This is a genomic window from Kitasatospora sp. CM 4170, from assembly GCF_032110285.1.
GTDB classification, from domain to species: domain Bacteria; phylum Actinomycetota; class Actinomycetes; order Streptomycetales; family Streptomycetaceae; genus Kitasatospora; species Kitasatospora aburaviensis.
Genome location: NZ_CP134877.1, coordinates 7,905,001 through 7,926,737, shown reverse-complemented (window position 1 = coordinate 7,926,737; position 21,737 = coordinate 7,905,001). Strand labels below are relative to the sequence as shown.

The 21,737-nt window shown below is 72.4% G+C and carries 7 protein-coding genes and 2 rRNA genes (1 of these 9 running past the window's edge); 7 read left to right on the top strand and 2 right to left on the bottom strand.

Features of this window, described 5'->3' with window-relative positions; genetic code table 11:
- Positions 1-16 precede the first annotated feature (16 nt).
- The 7 genes from RMN57_RS33060 (at position 17) to RMN57_RS33030 (ending at position 18,621) form a co-directional block, all read left to right on the top strand.
- The gene (locus RMN57_RS33060; protein WP_345328566.1) at positions 17-5,677 is read left to right on the top strand and encodes a type I polyketide synthase; all 5,661 of its coding nucleotides are present in this window, start codon (positions 17-19) and stop codon (positions 5,675-5,677) included.
- Between the two features lie 31 nt (positions 5,678-5,708).
- Positions 5,709-12,824: a type I polyketide synthase gene (locus tag RMN57_RS33055; RefSeq protein ID WP_396327971.1), complete on the top strand. Its 7,116-nt coding sequence runs from the start codon at positions 5,709-5,711 to the stop codon at positions 12,822-12,824.
- 45 nt (positions 12,825-12,869) lie between these two features.
- The gene (locus RMN57_RS33050) at positions 12,870-13,556 is read left to right on the top strand and encodes a class I SAM-dependent methyltransferase (protein WP_313766965.1); all 687 of its coding nucleotides are present in this window, start codon (positions 12,870-12,872) and stop codon (positions 13,554-13,556) included.
- A 111-nt stretch (positions 13,557-13,667) separates the two neighbouring features.
- Complete coding sequence (locus RMN57_RS33045) at positions 13,668-14,180, top strand: SRPBCC family protein (protein ID WP_313766964.1); 513 nt, start codon at positions 13,668-13,670, stop codon at positions 14,178-14,180.
- A 45-nt stretch (positions 14,181-14,225) separates the two neighbouring features.
- Entirely contained in the window at positions 14,226-16,067 is a 1,842-nt protein-coding gene (gene asnB / locus RMN57_RS33040) for an asparagine synthase (glutamine-hydrolyzing) (protein ID WP_313766963.1), read from the top strand.
- Between the two features lie 11 nt (positions 16,068-16,078).
- Entirely contained in the window at positions 16,079-16,852 is a 774-nt protein-coding gene (ubiG, locus tag RMN57_RS33035; RefSeq protein ID WP_313766962.1) for a bifunctional 2-polyprenyl-6-hydroxyphenol methylase/3-demethylubiquinol 3-O-methyltransferase UbiG, read from the top strand.
- Between the two features lie 2 nt (positions 16,853-16,854).
- Positions 16,855-18,621 (top strand): FAD-dependent monooxygenase, encoded by a 1,767-nt coding sequence (locus RMN57_RS33030; protein ID WP_313766961.1) that lies wholly within the window; start codon positions 16,855-16,857, stop codon positions 18,619-18,621.
- A gap of 142 nt (positions 18,622-18,763) precedes the next feature.
- On the opposite strand, the gene rrf is transcribed toward RMN57_RS33030, so the two are convergent.
- Together rrf and RMN57_RS33020 are read right to left on the bottom strand one after the other, a co-directional pair.
- Positions 18,764-18,880: ribosomal RNA gene (gene rrf / locus RMN57_RS33025) — 5S ribosomal RNA — on the bottom strand.
- 80 nt (positions 18,881-18,960) lie between these two features.
- Positions 18,961-21,737: ribosomal RNA gene (locus RMN57_RS33020) — 23S ribosomal RNA — on the bottom strand; it runs 342 nt beyond the window's last position.

The window sequence follows — 21,737 nt, the reverse complement described above, 5'->3', positions numbered from 1 at the left end:
TGCGGAGAACCAAACGATGGCTGCATCACAGGAGAAGGTGCTGGAAGCGCTCCGGGTCTCGCTCAAGGAGACCCGGCGGCTGCAGCAGCAGAACCACCAGCTGACGGAGGCCCGGCACGAGCCGATCGCGATCGTCGGCATGGCCTGCCGCTACCCCGGCGACGTCCACAGCCCCGAGGACCTGTGGCGGCTGGTCGCCGACGGCCGCGACGCCCTCTCCGACTTCCCGGCCGAACGCGGCTGGGACACCGAGGAGTTGTACGACCCGGACCCGGACCGCCCCGGCCGGAGCTACGTCCGGCAGGGCTGCTTCGTCCGGGACGCGGACCGGTTCGACGCGGCGTTCTTCGGGATCAGCCCGCGCGAGGCCCTGGCGATGGACCCGCAGCAGCGGCTGCTGCTGGAGACCTCCTGGGAGGCCTTCGAGCGCGCCGGTATCGACCCCTCCTCCGTCCAGGGCAGCCGGACCGGGGTGTTCGTCGGCGCGGCCCCGCTCGGCTACGCCGCCGATCCGCGCAGCGCCGAGGGCTCCGAGGGCTACCTGCTCACCGGTACCACCGTCAGCGTCGCCTCCGGCCGGCTGGCGTACGCCCTCGGCCTGGAGGGCCCGGCGCTCACGGTGGACACCGCCTGCTCCTCGTCCCTGGTCGCGCTGCACCTGGCGAGCCGGGCGCTGCGCGACGGCGAGTGCACGATGGCGCTGGTCGGCGGCGCGGCCGTGATGGCGGCGCCGCACATGTTCATCGAGTTCAGCCGCCAGCGCGGCCTCGCCCCCGACGGCCGCTGCAAGGCCTTCGCCGGCGCGGCCGACGGCACCGCCTGGGGCGAGGGCGTCGGCGTCCTGCTGGTCGAGCGGCTCTCCGACGCCCGCCGCCTCGGCCACCCGGTGCTCGCCCTGGTCCGCGGCTCGGCGATCAACCAGGACGGCGCCTCCAACGGCCTGACCGCCCCGAGCGGGCCCGCCCAGCAGCGGGTGATCCGGGCGGCGCTGGCCGACGCCCGGCTGACCGCCGGGGACGTGGACGCCGTCGAGGCGCACGGAACGGGCACCAGGCTCGGCGACCCGATCGAGGCCCAGGCGCTGCTCGCCACCTACGGCCAGGACCGGCCGGCCGAACGGCCGCTCTACCTCGGCTCGGTGAAGTCCAACATCGGCCACACCCAGCTCGCCGCGGGCGTCGCCGGAGTCATCAAGACGGTGCTGGCGATGCGACACGGCGTGCTGCCCGCCACCCTGCACGTGGACGAGCCGACGCCGCAGGTCGACTGGTCACGCGGCGCGGTCGAGCTGCTCACCGAGCAGCGCGCCTGGCCGGCCACCGACCGGCCGCGGCGCGCGGGCGTCTCCTCGTTCGGGATCAGCGGCACCAACGCCCACGTCATCCTGGAGCAGCCGGCCGACGAGCCCGTCGAGGAGCCGGCCGAGGAGCCGGCCGGCGAGCCCGTCGGGCAGCGCCCGACCGTCGTGCCCGGTGAGGCGCCCGCCGGCACCCCGTGGCTGCTCTCCGCCCGCAGCCCGGAGGCGCTGCGCGCCCAGGCCGGCCGGCTGGCCGCCGCCGTCTCGGGCGAGCCCGGGTGGGACCGGGCGGACGTCGCCTGGTCGTTGGTCACCGCCCGGGCCGATCTCGACCACCGCGCGGTGGTGCTCGGCGCCGACCGCACCGAGCTGCTCGCCGGTCTCGACGCGCTGCACCGGGCCGGAAGCGCTCCGCAGCTGGTCCGGGGTCCGGGTCCGCGCGGCGGGAAGCTGGCGTTCCTGTTCACCGGTCAGGGCGCGCAGCGGGCCGGCGCCGGCCGCGAACTGCACCGCCGCTTCCCGGTGTTCGCCGCCGAGCTGGACAAGGTCTGCGCCCTGCTGACGGAGCGGACCGGGCTGCCGGTGCGCGAGGTGCTGCTCGCCGAGGAGGGTTCGCCCGAGGCGGCGCGGCTGGACGAGACCGCCTTCACCCAGGCCGCCCTGTTCGCGCTGGAGGTGGCGCTGTTCCGGCTGGCCGAATCCTGGGGCCTGCGGCCGGACTTCGTGCTCGGGCACTCGATCGGCGAGCTGGCGGCGGCGCACGTCGCCGGGGTGTTCTCGCTGGAGGACGCGGTGACGGCGGTCGCCGCGCGCGGCCGGCTGATGCAGCAACTCCCCGCCGGCGGCGCGATGGTGGCCGTCGAGGCGACGGAGGCGGAGGTGGCCGGGCTGCTCGCCGGCCACGAGGCGCAGGCGAGCATCGCGGCCGTCAACGGCCCCCGCTCGGTGGTGGTCTCCGGCGAGGAGGAGGCGGTCACCGCGGTCGCCGAACGGCTCCGCGCCGAGGGCCGCCGCACCAAGCGGCTGACCGTCAGCCACGCCTTCCACTCCCCGCGGATGGCGGGCATGCTCGACCCGTTCCGCGAGGTGCTCGCCGGGCTGACCCTGCACGAGCCGACGATCCCCGTCGTCTCCAACCTCACCGGCCGGCCGGTCACCGAGGAGATCCGCACCGCGGAGTACTGGGTCCGGCACGTGCGCGAGGCCGTGCGCTTCCACGACGGCGTGCGGCACCTGCTCGACCGCGGGGTCACCGCCCTGCTGGAGCTCGGCCCGGACGGCGTGCTCTCCGCCATGACCCAGCAGGCCGCCGGGGACCGGGACGACGTCGCGGCCGTGCCGCTGCTGCGCCGGGGCCGCCCGGAGACCGACACCGTGCTGGCCGCCGTCGCGCAGGCGCACGTGCGGGGCGTCCGGGTGGACTGGCCGGCCTGTCTCACCGACCTGGCCGGCCCGGCCGGGCGCCGGGTGGACCTGCCGACGTACCCGTTCCAGGGCGAGCGGTACTGGCCGGCCGCCGCCGGTCCGGCCGCCGAGGCGTCCGAGCTCGGCGTGACGGCGGCCGGGCATCCGCTGCTCGGCGCCTCCGTCACCCCGGCGGAGGGCGGCGGGCTGATCCTCACCGGCCGGCTGTCGGTCCGCTCGCACCGCTGGCTCGCCGACCACGTCATCCTCGGCAGCGTGGTGGTGCCCGGCACCGCCTACCTGGAGCTGGCCCTGCACGCGGCGCACCTGGCCGGCTGCACGGCGGTGGAGGAGCTGGACCAGGAGGCGCCGCTGATCCTCACCGAGGCCGGCGCGGTGCAGGTGCAGCTGGTGGTCGGTGCGGCCGACGAGTCGGGCCGGCGGTCGATCGGCGTGTACTCGCGCCCGGACGACGGCGAGGCGTGGACCCGGCACGCCGGCGGCACGCTCGCCGCGGAGGACGGGGCGATCGGCTGGGACCACGCGGGCTTCCCGGGCCACGCGGGTGTCTGGCCGCCCGAGGGCGCGGTGCCGGTGGACGTGGCCGACTTCTACCCGTCGGTCGCCCGGGACGGCTTCGTCTACGGCCCGTCGTTCCGCGGCCTGCGGGCGGTCTGGCGCGCGGGCGAGGAGGTGTACGGCGAGGTCGCCTTGCCGGAGCCTGAGCGGGCGCAGGCCGGCGGGTACGGCGTCCACCCGGCGCTGCTCGACGCCGCCCTGCACGCGGGCCTGGTCGGGAACACCGGTGAGCAGGTGCTGCTGCCGTTCGCGTGGAACGGGGTGCGGCTGCACCGCCCGGGGGCGGCCGTGCTGCGGCTGCGGATGGCCCCGGCCGGGCCGGACGCGATGTCCCTGCAGGTGGCCGACGAGTCCGGCGCGCCGGTGGCCTCCGTCGGCGCGCTGCGGGCCCGGCCGGTCTCGGTCGAGCAGCTGCGCGCGGCGGCCCGGGCCGGGCTCGGCGACGCCCTGTTCCGCGTCGAGTGGACGCCGGCCCCCGCGGCGGAGACCGTCCGCGGGCGGTGGGCCGTCCTCGGCTCCCCCGACGACGGAACCCTGGGCGCGGGCCTTGACCACCACCCGGACGTCGCGGCACTCGGCGCAGCCGTCGACACCGGGCTGCCGCTGCCGGACGCGGTCTTCCTGCCCGTACCGGACCTGCCCGGAGCCGACCTGCCCGGGGCCGACCTGCCCGGGGCCGACCTGCCGGAGGCAGGCGCAGACGTCCCCGCGGCGGTCCGTGCGGCCGTGCACCGGGTGGGCTCCGCGCTGGCGGCGTGGGCGGCGGACGACCGCCTCGCCACCTCCCGGCTGGTCCTGGTGACCCGCCGTGCAGTGGCCGCCGAGCACGGCGAGGACGTCCCGCAGCTCACGCACGCACCGCTGTGGGGGCTGGTCCGCGCCGCCCAGGCCGAGCACCCGGACCGCTTCGGCCTGCTCGACCTCGACGACGCCTCGGACCCCGCCGCGGCCTTCGCCCGGGCCGCCGCCGGCGCCGAGCCGCAGCTCGCCCTGCGGGCGGGCACCGTCCTGACGCCGCGTCTGGTCCGGGCCCGCCCGGCGGCGCCCGCGCCGGCCCCCGCACTCGACCCTGACGGCACGGTGCTGATCACCGGCGGCACCGGAGCGCTCGGCGCGCTGTTCGCCCGCCACCTGGTCACCGCCCACGGCGTGCGGCACCTGCTGCTGCTCGGTCGCCGCGGCCCGGAGGCCGCGGGCGCCGCCGAGCTGACCGCCGAACTCGCTTCCCTCGGAGCACAGGTGACGGTCACGGCCTGCGACGTGGCGGACCGGGCGGCGCTCGCCGCCGTGCTCGCCGCCGTCCCCGCCGAGCACCCGCTCACCGCCGTCGTCCACACGGCCGGCGTCGTCGCGGACGGCGCCCTGGCCTCGCTCACCGAGGAGCTGTTCGACGCCGCGCTCCGTCCGAAGGCGGACGCCGCCTGGCACCTGCACGAGCTCACCCGCGAGGCCGGGCTCGCCGCCTTCGTGCTGTTCTCGTCTGCGACGGCCACCCTCGGCGGCGCCGGCCAGGGCGGCTACACGGCGGCCAACGCCTTCCTCGACGCCCTGGCCCAGCACCGCACCGCGCAGGGCCTGCCCGCCCGGTCGCTCGCCTGGGGTCTCTGGGAGCAGCGCGACGGCATGGCGGGCGCCCTGGACGACGCCACGCTCGGCCGGATGCGGCGCTCGGGCGTCCTGCCGCTCACCCCGGAGGACGGCCTCGCCCTCTTCGACGCGGCGCTCACCGGGACCGACCCGACGGCGCTGCCGGTCCGGCTGGACCTCGCCGCGCTGCGCCAGACCGGGCCCGAGCTCCCGCCGCTGCTGCGCAGCCTGGCCGGGACGGCCGCCGGGCCCGCCCGCCGGGCCGACGCGGAGGCGGCGGACGGGCTGAAGCGACGGCTCGCCGGCCTGTCCGAGGCCGACCGCGAACGCGCGCTGCTGGACCTGGTCCGCACCCAGGTGGCGGTCGTGCTCGGCCACTCGGACGCCGCCTCGATCGACGCCGACCGCGCCTTCGGCGACCTGGGCTTCGACTCGCTCACCGCGGTCGAGCTGCGCAACCGCCTGACCTCCGCCACCGGCCTGCGGCTGCCGGCGACGCTGGTCTTCGACCACCCCACGGCGGCGGCGCTGGCCGGCTACCTGGACGCCGAACTCCCGCGCGAGGGAGGGCATTCGACCGCCCCGGTGCTCGCCGAACTGGACCGCCTGGAAGCCGTCCTCGCCGCGGTCGCCGCCGACCACCCCGACCGGGCGCGGATCGCAGGCCGGCTGCGGGGCGTCCTCTCCCGGTGGGACGACCGGCGCGACCCGGTGGCCTCCGGTGAATCCCCGGCGGCCGGACTGGAGTTGGACTCGGCCGAGGACGACGAGGTCTTCGACTTCATCACCAACGAACTCGGCATCTCCTGACCGCCCCACCCTGACCCGCCCGCCGGCGACCGTGCCGGCATCCCGTACCTGTCCATCCCGAAGGGGTTGCGCCACTGTGGCCAGCGAGACCGAGGACAAGCTCCGCTACTTCCTCAAGCGGGTGACCGCCGACCTCCAGGAGACGCGCCGGCGGCTCCAGGAGATGGAGAACGTCGCGGGCGAGCCGATCGCGATCGTCGGCATGGCCTGCCGCTTCCCCGGCGGTGCCGACTCGGCGGAGCAGCTCTGGCAGTTGGTCGCGGACGGCCGGGACGCGATCTCCGCATTCCCGGAGGACCGCGGCTGGGACGTCGAGGCGCTGTACGACCCCGACCCGGACCGCGCCGGCCACACCTACGCCCGCGAGGGCGGATTCGTCGAGGGAGCGGACCGGTTCGACGCCGGTTTCTTCGGCATCGGCCCGCGTGAGGCCCTGGCGATGGACCCGCAGCAGCGGCTGCTGCTGGAGACCTCCTGGGAGGCCTTCGAACGGGCCGGCGTCGACCCGGCCACACTGCGGGGCAGCAGGACCGGCGTCTTCATGGGCGCCGGGCAGGTCGACTACGCGGCACTCGCCCAGAACGCGACCGAGAGCCTGGAGGGGTACCTGCTCTCCGGCGGGGCGGCGAGCGTGATCTCGGGCCGGCTCTCCTACGTGTTCGGGCTGGAGGGCCCGGCGATCACGGTCGACACGGCGTGCTCGTCGTCCTTGGTGGCCCTGCACCTGGCCTGCCAGTCGCTGCGCCGGGGCGAGTGCACGACCGCCCTCGCCGGCGGGGCGGCGGTGATGGCCGCGCCGGGCATGTTCGTCGAGTTCAGCCGCCAGCGCGGGCTCGCCCCCGACGGCCGCTGCAAGGCCTTCGCCGCCTCGGCGGACGGCACCGGCTGGGGCGAGGGCGTCGGCGTCCTGCTGTTGGAGCGGCTGTCCGACGCGCAGCGCAACGGGCACCGGGTGCTGGCGGTCGTGCGCGGCTCGGCCGTCAACCAGGACGGCGCCAGCAACGGGCTCACCGCGCCCAACGGGCCGGCGCAGCAGAGGGTGATCTGGGACGCGCTCGACAACGCCCGCCTCTCGGCGGCCGAGGTGGACGCGGTCGAGGCCCACGGCACCGGCACGACGCTGGGCGACCCGATCGAGGCCCAGGCCCTGCTGGCCACCTACGGCCAGGACCGATCGGCCGAACAGCCGCTCTGGCTGGGGTCGGTGAAGTCCAACATCGGCCACACCCAGGCCGCGGCGGGCGTCGCCGGGGTCATCAAAATGGTCATGGCGATGCGCAACGGCGTGCTGCCGCGCACCCTGCACGTCGACGAGCCGACTCCGCATGTCGACTGGTCGGCCGGGGCCGTCTCGCTGCTCACCGAGGCGCAGGAGTGGCCGGCCGGCGAGCAGGCCCGGCGGGCCGGGATCTCGGGCTTCGGGGCGAGCGGGACGAACGCGCATGTGATCCTGGAGGAGGCGCCGGAGGAGCCGCAGCGGGAGACGGCCGAGAGCAACTCGCCGTCGTCGGTGGTGCCGTGGGTGCTCTCCGCCCGTGATGAACGCGCCCTGCGCGCCCAGGCCGGACAGCTCGCCACCTTCCTGCAGGACCACCCCGACACCGACCTGCGGGCCGTCGGCCACACCCTGCTCACCGGACGTGCCGCCCTCGACCACCGCGCCGTCGCCCTCGGCCAGAACCACGACGAACTCCTCACCACCCTGACCGCGCTCGCCGACGGCACCGCCCCCATCGGCCACGGCACCCACGACCGGCCCGTCTTCGTCTTCCCCGGCCAGGGCTCCCAATGGATCGGCATGGGCGCCGAACTCCTCGACACCTCCCCGGTGTTCGCCCAGTGGATCGCCAACTGCGAAGCAGCACTCGCCCCGCACGTCGACTGGTCGCTCACGGAGGTGCTGCGCGGCAAGGACGAGCTGACCAGGGTGGATGTCGTGCAGCCCGCGCTGTTCGCCGTCATGGTCTCCCTCGCCGAACTCTGGCGCTCCCTCGGAATCGAGCCCGCCGCCGTCATCGGCCACTCCCAGGGCGAGATCGCCGCCGCCACCGTCGCCGGAGCACTCTCGTTGGAGGACGGCGCACGCGTCGCCGCCCTACGCAGCCAGGCCATCCTCGCCATCAGCGGACACGGCGGCATGGCCTCCCTCCCCCTCAGCGCTGAGGACGCCACCGCCCTCCTCGCCCGCTGGGACGGCCGACTCACCGTCGCCGCCCACAACGGCCCCACCACCACCGTCATCGCCGGCGACCGCGACGCCCTCGACGAACTCCTCAACCACTGCGAGCAGCAGGAGATCCGCGCCCGCCGCATCGACGTCGACTACGCCTCCCACAGCCCCCACGTCGAAGCCATCCAAGCCGACCTGGCCACCCAGCTGGCCGGAGTGACGCCTCAGGCAGCGTCCGTGCCGTTCTACTCGACGGTCACCGGCGGTCTCATCGACACCCGCCAGCTGGACGCGGCTTACTGGTACACCAACCTCCGCCAGACCGTCCGCTTCACCGACGCCACCCACGCCGCCCACACCGACGGCCACACCACCTACATCGAGGCCAGCCCCCACCCCGTCCTCACCCCCGCCATCGAAGAAACCCTCGACACGGAAACCGTCATCGTCACCGGCACCCTCCGCCGCAACGAAGACACCTGGACCCGCCTCCTCACCTCCGCCACCCACCTCCACAACCACGGCCACCCCCTCAACTGGACCCCCTTCCTCCACCCCGCCACCCACCCCGACCTCCCCACCTACCCCTTCCAGCAACGCCGTTACTGGGTGGACACGACCGGCACCGGCAGGCCATTCACCGAGTCGGAGGACCGCGCCACGGGCTCTGCCGCAGCGGAGCTGCGCCGCCGCCTCGCCGAGCTGTCCGAGCCCGACCGCGAGCGGCTGGTGCGCGACCTGGTGGACTCCCACGCGATCGCCGTCCTCGACCTGGCCTCCCCGATCACGCCGGGTCGGACCTTCCAGGAGCTGGGCTTCGTCTCGCTCACCGCCGTCGAGCTGCGCAACCGGCTGATGGCCGCCACCGGCCTCCGGCTCCCGGCCGCCGTCGCCTTCGACCACCCGACGCCCGAGGCCCTGAGCCGCCACCTGCTCGCCCAACTCTCCGACACGGACGTCGAGATCGCCGACGCCGAGCCCGCCCCCGCGGCAGCGGTCGGCACCGACGAGCCGATCGCCGTCGTCGCGATGGCCTGCCGCTACCCGGGCGAGGTCCGCAGCCCCGAGGAGCTGTGGCAGCTGGTCGCGGAGAGCCGGGACGCCATCACACCGTTCCCCGACAATCGCGGCTGGGACCTCGACAACCTCTACGACCCCGACCCGGACCGCGCGGGCCGGAGCTACACCCGCGAGGGCGGGTTCCTCCACGACGCCGACCGGTTCGACGCCGCGTTCTTCGGCATCGGCCCGCGCGAGGCGCTGGCCATGGACCCGCAGCAGCGACTGCTGCTGGAGACCTCCTGGGAGGCCTTCGAGCGCGCCGGCATCGACCCGACCACCCTGCGCGGCAGCCGGACCGGGGTGTTCGCCGGGAGCAGCGGCCAGGACTACCACCTGCTGGCGCAGGGCTCGCCGGACGGTCTGGAGGGGTACCTGCTGACCGGCAACGCGGCCAGCGTCCTGTCCGGCCGACTCGCCTACACCTTCGGGCTGGAGGGGCCGGCCGCCACCGTGGACACGGCCTGCTCGTCCTCCCTGGTCGCCCTGCACCTGGCCTGCCAGTCGCTGCGCTCGGGCGAGAGCACGCTCGCGCTCGCGGGCGCCGTCAGCGTGCTCTCCACCCCGCAGGCCTTCGTCGCCTTCAGCCGGCAGCGGGGGCTGGCTCCGGACGGGCGGTGCAAGCCGTTCGCCGCTGCGGCCGACGGCACGGCCTGGGGCGAGGGGGTGGGCGTGCTGCTGCTGGAGCGGCTCTCCGACGCCCGGCGCAACGGGCACCCGGTGCTGGCCGTCGTCCGCGGCTCGGCGACCAACCAGGACGGCGCCAGCAACGGCCTGTCCGCGCCCAACGGTCCTTCTCAGCAGCGGGTCATCCGGCAGGCGCTGGCCAACGCCCGGCTGACCCCGGACGAGGTGGACGCGGTGGAGGCGCACGGGACGGGCACGCCGCTCGGCGACCCGATCGAGGCCGAGGCGCTGCTGGCCACCTACGGGCGGGGCCGCCCGGCCGAACAGCCCCTCTACCTCGGCTCGGTGAAGTCCAACATCGGCCACACCGCTGCGGCCGCCGGGATGGCGGGGGTGATCAAGATGGTGATGGCGATGCGGCACGGCGTCCTGCCGCCGATGCTGCACACCGACGCCCCCACCCCGCACGTCGACTGGGCCGCGGGATCGGTCGCCCTCCTCACGGAGCCGGTGGCCTGGCCGGAGCGGGACCGTCCCCGGCGCGCGGGCGTGTCCGCGTTCGGCATCAGCGGCACCAACGCCCACGTCGTCCTGGAACAGGCCCCGCCGCTGCCTGCCCGCCCGGCTCCGTCCCACGCTTCCGAAGACTCCAACGGTTCCAGCGGCACCGACGGCGCCGCAGCGCGCGACCGGGCGGCGGCCGCCGATCCGGCCGGGCCGACGCCGTCGGCCGGTCCGCTCCTCCCCTGGCTGGTCTCGGCCCGCGGCGAGGCCGCCCTGCGGGCCCAGGCGGAGCGGCTGCGCGAGCACCTCGCCGGCTCGCCCGCCGTCGACCCGGCCGCCGTCGGGCGTTCGTTGGCCCTCTCCCGGGCCGCCCTGCCGCACCGGGCGGTGCTGCTCGGGCGCGACGCCGCCGAGCTGGGCACCGCTCTCGACGCCCTGGCCGCGGGCACCCCCGCGCCCGGGCTGGTCCGCGGCACGGTGGCCGCGGGCCGGGTCGGCTTCCTCTTCCCCGGCCAGGGCAGCCAGCGCCCGGGCATGGGCCAGGGCCTGTACGCGGCCCACCCGGTCTTCGCCCGGACCCTGGACGAGGTGTGCGCGCTGCTGGACCAGCACCTCGCTCCGCTCGGCCACCCCGCCCTGCGCGACGTGCTGTTCGCCCCCGAGGGCAGCCCCGGGGCCGCCCTGCTCGACGAGACGGTGTTCACCCAGGCCGGGCTCTTCGCGGTCGGCCTGGCGGCGTTCCGGCTGCTGGAGTCCTGGGGGGTGAGGCCGGACTGGGTCGGCGGCCACTCGATCGGCGAGCTGACGGCGGCCTGTGCGGCCGGGGTGTTCTCCGTCGAGGACGCCTGCCGGCTGGTCGCCGCCCGCGGCCGGCTGATGCAGGACTCGCCGGCCGGCGCCATGGTCGCGGTGGAGGCGGCCGAGGAGGACGTGCTGCCGCTGCTGGCGGGCCGGGAGGACCGGCTCGGCATCGCCGCCGTCAACGGACCGCGCGCCACCGTGCTCTCCGGCCTGGCCGAGGCGGTCGACGAGGCCGCCGCCGAGCTGGCCGGGCGCGGCTGCCGGACCAGGCGGCTGCGGGTCGCCCGGGCGTTCCACTCGCCGCTGATGGACGGCGTGCTGGAGCGCTTCCACGAGGCGGCGAGCGGGCTCGACTACCGGCCGCCGCGGATCCGGCTGCTCTCGAACCTGACCGGCGAGCCGGCGACCGCCGAGCAGGTGGGCCGACCGGAGTACTGGGTGCGGCACATCCGCGAGGCGGTCCGCTTCCACGACGGCCTCCGCCGGATGGCCGAGGACGGCGTCACCGCTTTCCTCGAACTCGGCCCCGGCGGTGTGCTGTCCGGCCTCGTCCGGGACGGCCTGGCCGAGCGGACGCCGGCCCCGGCGGCGGTGCCGCTGCTCCGGCGCGCCCGCCCGGAGGCGGAGAGCGCGCTGACCGCGCTCGCCCACGTCCACGTCCGCGGCGTCCCGGTCGACTGGGCCGCCGTCCTCGCCGGCGGCGGGACACCGCACCTCGACCCGTACGTCGTCGACCTGCCCACCTACGCGTTCCAGCGCCGCCGGTTCTGGATCGAGGGCGCCGCCGCGCTCCCCCGGCCGGCCGGGGGCGGCGCCCTGGCGGCCGCCGAGCCGGTGGCCGATACCGAGTCCCCCGACCGGCTGCGCGATCGGCTGCTCGCCCTCGATGCGCCCGAACGCCTCGCCACCCTGCGGGATTTGGTGGCCGCCCAGGTGGCCGCCGCTCTGGGGCACGCCTCCGCCGACGAGCTGGAGACCGGGCTGGACCTGCCCGAGCTGGGACTCGACTCGCTCGCGGCGACCGAGCTCAGCGCCGCCCTGCAGGCCGCCACCGGCGTCCCGCTCCCCTCCACCGCCGTGTTCGAGCACCCCACGCTGGACGGCCTCGCCGCGCATCTCGAAGCCGGGCTGGGCGCCGCCGCGGCCCCGCCGGACGGGTCGGCCGCCGGCCTGCTGGCCTCGCTCGCCCCCCGGGCCGCAGAGCTGGGCCGGTTCGCCGAGTTCGGCGAACTCCTCGCGGCCGCCGCCCGGTTCCGGGACACCTTCGACGGCCCGCCGGACGGGGGCGGCCGTCCGGCGCCGGTCCGCCTCGCCCGGGGCACGGCGGGCCCCCGCTTCTTCTGCTTCCCCTCCTTCGCCTCCAGGTCCGGCGCCCACCAGTACGCCCGGCTGGCCGCCGCCTTCGACGGCCGGCACGAGCTCTGGGCGCTGCCCGCACCCGGCTTCGCCGCGGGCGAGCGGCTGCCCGCCGACCTCGACGCGCTGGTGCGCCTGCACGCCGAGGACGTCGAACGGCTCGCGGCCGACGAGCCGTTCGTCCTCCTCGGCCACTCGGCCGGCGGCTGGATCGCGCACGCGGTGGCGACGTACCTGGAGAAGCTCGGCACCGCACCGGTCTCCGTCGTCCTGCTGGACAGCTACCGGCCCGGGAGTGCGATACTTCCCCGCATCCAGGCGGAGATCGCCAAGCTTCTGACTGGAGGTCAACTCCCGGCCGACCAGCTGCTGGACGACACCTGCCTCACCGCGATGGGCGGCTACGCCCGGCTCTTCGAGAGCTGGCAGCCGCAGCCCCTCGCCACGCCGACGCTCCAGCTCCGCGCGGCCCGGCCGCTCCCCGGCTTCCCCGCCACGGGCTGGCAGGCCTCCTGGCCGGTGCCGCACACCGAGGACGAGGTGCCGGGCGACCACTTCTCCCTGACCGGCGAGCACAGCACCTCCACCGTGCGCGCCGTCCTCGACCGGCTCGCCGAGCCGTCCGCCTGACCCGTCCATCCGCACGTACCGACTCCGACCGAGGGTGAGCAGACCATGAGCATCGACAACGACCACCAGCCCGGCCCCGTCGACCAGGCGGTCCTGGACGGCGCGAACCCGTACCACCGGCGCGCGCTCGCCTTCTACGACCTGCTCGTCTTCCGCGGCAGCGCACCGCTGTTCTGGCGCTGCTCCCCGCGCAACTTCCTGGAGATGTACCGGACCTCCATCGGCGCCAAGCACCTGGAGATCGGCGTCGGCACCGGCTACCTGCTGCAGCGCACCCGGTTCCCGGTCTCGAACCCGGAGATCACGCTGGCCGACCTCAACCCCAGCACCCTCGACTTCACCGCCGAGCGGCTGGCGCACTTCAAGACCACCAAGGTGGTCGCCAACGCGCTGGAGCCGCTGCCGGTGCCCGCCGAGAGCCACGACTCGGCCGCCCTCAGCTTCCTGCTGCACTGCATCCCCGGCAGCCTGCGCGAGAAGGGCGTCGCCATCCGGCACGCCGCGGCGGCCGTGCGGCCCGGCGGCACGGTGTTCGGCAGCACGATCCTCTCCCAGGGCGTCCCGGTCACCGGGGCCGGCCGCTGGCTGATGAACGACCTCAACGGCAAGGGTGTCTTCCACAACGACCAGGACCACCTGGACGACCTGCGCGACCAGCTGAAGCAGAACTTCGACGACTTCGACCTGGCCGTGCGCGGCTGCGTCGCCCTGTGGCGGGCCCGCAAGTCGTAACTCCCCCCGGATCGCGGATCCCGTCTCCCCCGACGCGCCGCCCCACCCCTGAAGACCCCGGAAAGCCCCGTACGACCCCCTGGCAAGACCCCCGGAAAGGAACCCGACACCATGGCCGCCCGCTGGTATCCGATCGAGGAAGCCGACGACTCGCTGTTCGCCACCGCCCCGCTGTACCACGCCCGTTCGGTCGAGGTGCCGTTCACCGCGGAGGAGACCTGGGCGGCCCTGACCGGCGACGGCGTCTCCAGCTGGACCAAGGGCATGCGTCAGCTCACCTGGACCTCGCCGCGGCCGTTCGGTGTCGGCACCACCCGCGAGATCGAGATGGAGAGCGGCCTCGTCCTGCGCGAGCACTTCTTCCGCTGGGAGGAGGGCACCCGCAAGACCTTCACCGCCACCGAGGCGACCAAGCCGATCTTCCGCCACCTGGTGGAGGACTACGTGGTCGAGCCCACCGAGACCGGCGCCCGGTTCAGCTGGCGCTGGGCGGCGGAGCTGAACCGCCCGTGGTCCTTCCTGCAGGGCGCCCTGGACCGTTTCTTCTTCGCCCCGACCGGCCGCTCGCACATCGACGGCCTGCCCGCCTACATGGCCTCCCAGCGCGGCACCGCGCTCCGCTGACCACCCGGTCGGCCCTCCCCGCCCCCTGAACGAAGGAAGACCCGTATGTGCGGGATCGCTGGCTGGATCTCCTTCCAGCACGACCTCGACCGTGAACTCGCCGCCCTGAGCGCCATGACCGACACCATGGCCTGCCGCGGCCCGGACGCCTCCGGCACCTGGCTGTCGGCCCACGCCGCCCTCGGCCACCGCCGGCTCTCCATCATCGACCTGGCCGGCGGCGTGCAGCCCATGGTCGCCGAGACGCCGGACGGCCCGGTCGTGCTGACCTACAGCGGTGAGGCGTACAACTTCACCGAGCTGCGGGCCGAACTCCGGCGCCGGGGCCACGAGTTCCGTACCTCCAGCGACACCGAGGTGGTACTGCGCGGCTACCTGGAGTGGGGACAGGGGGTCGCCGACCGGCTCAACGGCATGTACGCCCTGGGCATCTGGGACGGCCGCGTGGAGAAGCTGGTGCTGCTGCGCGACCGCCTGGGCATCAAGCCGCTCTACTACGCCCCCACCGCCGGCGGCCTGGTGTTCGGCTCCGAGGCCAAGGCCCTGCTGGCCCACCCCGAGGTGGAGCCGGTCGTCGACGCCGACGGGTTCCGCGAGCTGTTCGGCTTCGTCAAGGAGCCCGGCCGCGCGGTCTGGGCCGGCATGCACGAGGTCAAGCCGGGCACCATGGTCACCTTCGACCGCTCCGGGCTGCGCGAGCACGTCTACTGGCGGCTGGAGGTCGCCGAGCACCGCGACGACACCGAGACCACCGTGCGGCGCGTCCGCGAGATGCTGGAGGACAGCGTCGCCCGGCAGCTGGTCGCCGACGTGCCGCAGTGCGTCCTGCTCTCCGGCGGCCTCGACTCCAGCGCCCTCACCGCCCTGGCCGGCCGCCGGCTGGCCGCCGACGGCGAGCGCGCCCGCACGTTCACCGTCGACTTCGAGCAGTCGGACGCGTTCCGCCCGGACGACCTGCGCGGCTCGCCGGACGCGCCGTTCGCCCGCGAGGTCGTTCAGCACGTCGGCACGCTGCACCACGACATCAAGCTCGACTACCAGGAGCTGGCCAACCCCGAGGTGCGCCGCGCCACGGTGACCGCCCGCGACCTGCCGTTCGGCTTCGGCGAGGCGGACAACTCGCTCTACCTGCTCTTCAAGGCGATCCGCGAGCACTCGACGGTCGCGCTCTCCGGCGAGTCGTCGGACGAGATCTTCGGCGGCTACCCATGGTTCCACCTGCCGGCCGTCCAGCAGGTCCCGATGTTCCCGTGGGTCACCGCCTCCGGCCTCGGCCCGCGCAACCACCCCACCAAGCTGATCGACCCCGACCTGCTGCTGCGCACCCTCGACGTCCCCGGCTACTGGGCCCAGCGCTGGAGCGACACGGTCGCCGCCCTCCCGGTGGTGGCCGGCGAGGACGCGCACGAGCGGCGGATGCGCGAGTTCTGCTACGTGCACCTGACCAGCCTGCTCGGCCTGCTGCTGGACCGGAAGGACCGGATGAGCATGGCGGTCGGCCTGGAGGTGCGGGTGCCGTTCTGCGACCACCGGCTCGTCGAGTACGTGTTCAACACCCCCTGGGCGATGAAGACGTTCGACGGCCGCGAGAAGAGCCTGCTGCGGGCCGCGGTCAAGGACGTGCTGCCCAGCTCGGTGGTGGAGCGCGTGAAGGCGCTCTACCCGCACACCCAACAGCTCGCCTACGTCGGCCGGTTGCAGCAGCAGGTCGGCGAACTCCTGTCGGCCGACCACGAGGCCGTGACGCTCTTCGACGGAGCCGCGCTCGCCAGGGCCGTCGCCGCGCAGCCCGAGGCCGTCGACCGGGACGAGCGCGAGGCGTTCGAGCGCGTCCTCGACCTGGCCGTCTGGCTCGACCTCTACCGCCCGACCATCAAGCTCTCCTGAGGAGTCGCACCATGGCTGTCGACAACGACGTCTACAACACACACTCCTGGTGGCACGACGACCAGCCGTTCGCCACCCTGGAGGCGTTCACCCCGGCCCGGTTCGACTACTTCCACGACGTGCTGACCAACCGGCTGCGGCTGGACCTCGCCGGCCTTCGCGTGCTCGACGTGGGCTGCGGCGGCGGCCTGCTCGCCGAGCTCTACGCCAAGGCCGGCTGCAAGGTCACCGGCATGGACCCGTCCGGCCCCTCGTTGGAGGCCGCCCGCGCCCACGCCGCCGAGTCCGGCCTGGAGATCGAGTACCAGCAGGGCTTCGCCGAGAAGCTGCCCTTCCCGGACGGCACCTTCGACGTCGTCTACTGCTGCGACACGCTGGAGCACGTCACCTCGGTGGACCAGGCGGTCGCCGAGGCGGTCCGGGTCCTCAAGCCGGGCGGCTACTACCTGTACGACACGATCAACCGCACCTTCCGGTCCAAGCTCGCGATGATCAAGATGGCGCAGGACTGGAAGTCGGTCAGCTTCGCGCCCAAGGACCTCCACGACTGGAAGAGCTTCATCAAGCCGGCCGAGCTGCACGAGGTCTTCCGCCGTCACGGCCTGGCCAACCAGGACCTGATCGGATTCGCCTCCAAGCGGCCGCAGTTGGAGCTGCTGAAGGCGATGCGGAGCCGGGCCCGCGGCGAGATCACGTACGGCGAGCTGGGGCGGCAGTTCCAGCTCGGCGTTCACAAGGACACGTCGGTGATCTACGCCGGCTATGCACGAAAGGCAGCAAACTGACCATGACGACCACCACCCCCGACGTCCGCGTCCCGGTCCTGATCGTCGGCGCCGGACCGGCCGGACTGACCGCCTCACTGGCGCTCTCCCGGTACGGCGTCCCGCACCTGGTCGTCGGCAAGTACCCGGGCACCGCGCACACCCCGCGGGCCCACCTGCTGAACCAGCGCACCGGCGAGATCCTGCGCGACCTCGGCGTCGAGCCCGAGGTCCTGGCCGAGGCGACGCCGAGCCCGCTGCTCGCCAACCACATCTTCATGTCGACCTTCGCCGGCCCCGAGGTCAGCCGGCTGGACGCGTACGGCAACGGCCCGGACCGGATCGGCGACTACCTCGCCGCCAGCCCGAGCAAGATGTGCAACCTCCCGCAGCACCTGATGGAGCCGCTGCTGGTCGAGCAGGTCCAGCAGGCCGGGGTCGGCGAACTCCGCTTCGGCCAGGAGTTCCTGAGCCTGGAGCAGGACGAGGACGGCGTCACCGCGGTGCTCGCCGACCGCCAGTCCGGCCTGCAGTACACCGTGCGCGCCGACTACGTGATCGGCGCCGACGGCGCCAACAGCCGGGTGATGCAGCAGGCGGGGCTCACCGTGGAGGGCGCCACCGGCCTGGCCAAGGCGGCCACGATCTGGTTCGAGGCGGACCTCTCCCGCTACTGCGCCGACCGTCCCGCGATCCTCTTCATGGGCGCCGTGCCCGGCAACCCGCCGGAGGACGGCCGGGTGTTCGTCAGCGTCCGCCCCTGGAACGAGTGGGTCTTCCTGCGCTTCCTCGACCACGACCCGGACTTCGACCCCGAGGACCACGAGGAGATCCGCGCCCACCTGCGGGAGAGCATCGGCGACCCGTCCGTCGAGATCCGGATCAAGAACGTCTCGCCGTGGGAGGTCAACGCCGTCGTCGCCCCCCGCTACGCGAACGGCCGGGTGTTCTGCGTCGGCGACGCCGTCCACCAGATGCCGCCCACCAACGGCCTCGGCCTCAACTCCGCGGTCGCGGACTCGTTCAACCTCTGCTGGAAGCTGAAGCTGGTGCTGGACGGCACGGCCTCGCCCGAACTGCTCGGCACCTACGAGGCCGAGCGGGTGCCGGTCGGCGCGCAGATCGTCGACCGCGCCGTCCGCAGCATGATCGACTTCCTCGGCATCCCGGCAGCGCTGGGCTACGCCGCCGGCCAGAGCGCGACCGAGCAGTGGGAGCTGCTGCGCGGCCTCGCCGACGACACCGAGGAGGCCGCCGCCCGGCGGGCCGCCCTGGCCGCCGCGACCGACCGGATCAACTACCAGACGAACGCGCACGGCGTCGAGATCGGCTATCGCTACCGCGCCGGTGCCCGCGTCGACGACGGCACGCCGGAGCCGACCCAGGACCGCGACCCGGAGCTCTACTACCAGGCCACCACCTGGCCGGGCGCCCGCCTGCCGCACGCCTGGCTGGAGGACGGCGGGCGCCGCCGCTCCACCCTGGACGTGGTCGGCCAGGGCCGCTTCGTCCTGCTCACCGGCCGCGGTGGCGAGCGCTGGCACGACGCGGCCCGCGAGGCCGCCCGGATCACCGGCGTGCCCGTGGCCGTGCGCACGATCGGCGCCGCCGAGGGCCTGCGGGACCCGTACGGGGCGTGGGAGCGGCTGCGCGAGGTCGAGGCCGACGGCGGTGTCCTGGTCCGCCCGGACGGGCACGTGGCCTGGCGCGCCCGGACCGCCGACTCCGCCGGCGAGCTGCCCAAGGTGCTGGCCGCCGTCCTGCACACGCCGGCCGGCCCGGCTGTCTGATCCGGCTGCCTGATCCGCAGGGCTGAACCTCCGGGCGGTCCCTCCTTCGGGAGGGGCCGCCCGGAGTTGTTTGGTCCGAGCCTTCCCGGAAATGCGAAGAACCCCCATCCGGCACCCGGATGGGGGTTCTTCGTGAATGATTGTTCGGCGGCGTCCTACTCTCCCACAGGGTCCCCCCTGCAGTACCATCGGCGCTGTGAGGCTTAGCTTCCGGGTTCGGAATGTAACCGGGCGTTTCCCTCACGCTATGACCACCGAAACACTATGAAACTATCTGCCGCCCACCCGCAGAGCGGTGGGGGTCGTTGTTTCAGAACAACACAGTGGACGCGAGCAACTGAGGACAAGCCCTCGGCCTATTAGTACCGGTCAACTCCACCCCTCACAGGGCTTCCATATCCGGCCTATCAACCCAGTCGTCTACTGGGAGCCTTACCCTCTCAAGGAGGTGGGAGTGCTCATCTCGAAGCAGGCTTCCCGCTTAGATGCTTTCAGCGGTTATCCCTCCCGAACGTAGCCAACCAGCCATGCCCTTGGCAGAACAACTGGCACACCAGAGGTTCGTCCGTCCCGGTCCTCTCGTACTAGGGACAGCCCTTCTCAACACTCCTACGCGCACAGCGGATAGGGACCGAACTGTCTCACGACGTTCTAAACCCAGCTCGCGTACCGCTTTAATGGGCGAACAGCCCAACCCTTGGGACCTACTCCAGCCCCAGGATGCGACGAGCCGACATCGAGGTGCCAAACCATCCCGTCGATATGGACTCTTGGGGAAGATCAGCCTGTTATCCCCGGGGTACCTTTTATCCGTTGAGCGACGGCGCTTCCACAAGCCACCGCCGGATCACTAGTCCCTACTTTCGTACCTGCTCGACCCGTCAGTCTCACAGTCAAGCTCCCTTGTGCACTTACACTCAACACCTGATTGCCAACCAGGCTGAGGGAACCTTTGGGCGCCTCCGTTACCCTTTAGGAGGCAACCGCCCCAGTTAAACTACCCACCAGACACTGTCCCTGATCCGGATCACGGACCCAGGTTAGACATCCAGCACGACCAGAGTGGTATTTCAACGACGACTCCACAACAACTGGCGTTGCTGCTTCAAAGTCTCCCACCTATCCTACACAAGCCGAACCGAACACCAATATCAAGCTATAGTAAAGGTCCCGGGGTCTTTCCGTCCTGCTGCGCGAAACGAGCATCTTTACTCGTAATGCAATTTCACCGGGCCTATGGTTGAGACAGTCGAGAAGTCGTTACGCCATTCGTGCAGGTCGGAACTTACCCGACAAGGAATTTCGCTACCTTAGGATGGTTATAGTTACCACCGCCGTTTACTGGCGCTTAAGTTCTCAGCTTCGCCCCACCGAAATGGAGCTAACCGGTCCCCTTAACGTTCCAGCACCGGGCAGGCGTCAGTCCGTATACATCGCCTTACGGCTTCGCACGGACCTGTGTTTTTAGTAAACAGTCGCTTCTCGCTGGTCTCTGCGGCCACCCCCAGCTCAGAGTGCAAGACTCGTCACCAGGAATGGCCCCCTTCTCCCGAAGTTACGGGGGCATTTTGCCGAGTTCCTTAACCATAGTTCACCCGAACGCCTCGGTATTCTCTACCTGACCACCTGAGTCGGTTTGGGGTACGGGCCGCCATGAAACTCGCTAGAGGCTTTTCTCGACAGCATAGGATCATCCACTTCACCACAATCGGCTCGGCATCAGGTCTCAGCCTTAATGTGAGGCGGATTTGCCTACCTCACGGCCTACACCCTTACCCCGGGACAACCACCGCCCGGGCTGGACTACCTTCCTGCGTCACCCCATCGCTCACCTACTACCCCGTTGGGTCACCGGCTCCACCACGTCCCATTGTCCGAAGACTCCGGGCCGGCTTCACGGGCTTAGCATCAAGAGGTTCAGCGTTGGCGCTTCAAAGCGGGTACGGGAATATCAACCCGTTGTCCATCGACTACGCCTGTCGGCCTCGCCTTAGGTCCCGACTTACCCTGGGCAGATCAGCTTGACCCAGGAACCCTTGGTCAATCGGCGCAAGAGTTTCCCACTCTTGTATCGCTACTCATGCCTGCATTCTCACTCGTATACCGTCCACGACTGGTTTCCACCGCCGCTTCACCCGGCACACGACGCTCCCCTACCCATCACAGCAGGCGTTGGCCCTTCATGCTGCAATGACACGACTTCGGTGGTGTGCTTGAGCCCCGCTACATTGTCGGCGCGGAATCACTTGACCAGTGAGCTATTACGCACTCTTTCAAGGGTGGCTGCTTCTAAGCCAACCTCCTGGTTGTCTCTGCGACTCCACATCCTTTCCCACTTAGCACACGCTTAGGGACCTTAGTCGGTGTTCTGGGCTGTTTCCCTCTCGACCATGGAGCTTATCCCCCACAGTCTCACTGCCACGCTCTCACTTACCGGCATTCGGAGTTTGGCTAAGGTCAGTAACCCGGTGAGGCCCATCGCCTATCCAGTGCTCTACCTCCGGCAAGAAACACGTGACGCTGCACCTAAATGCATTTCGGGGAGAACCAGCTATCACGGAGTTTGATTGGCCTTTCACCCCTAACCACAGGTCATCCCCCAGGTTTTCAACCCTGGTGGGTTCGGTCCTCCACACGGTCTTACCCGCGCTTCAACCTGCCCATGGCTAGATCACTCCGCTTCGGGTCTTGGGCATGCAACTCAAACGCCCTATTCGGACTCGCTTTCGCTACGGCTACCCCACACGGGTTAACCTCGCTACACACCGCAAACTCGCAGGCTCATTCTTCAAAAGGCACGCAGTCACGGCCAGCAGGCAAGCCCACTGACGACGCTCCCACGGCTTGTAGGCACACGGTTTCAGGTACTATTTCACTCCGCTCCCGCGGTACTTTTCACCATTCCCTCACGGTACTATCCGCTATCGGTCACCAGGGAATATTTAGGCTTAGCGGGTGGTCCCGCCAGATTCACACGGGATTTCTCGGGCCCCGTGCTACTTGGGAGATGAGCAAGCAAGCCGTACAGATTTCGCCTACGGGGTCTTACCCTCTACGCCGGACCTTTCGCATGTCCTTCGACTATCCATACGGTTTCTGACTCGCCCAGCCGCCGG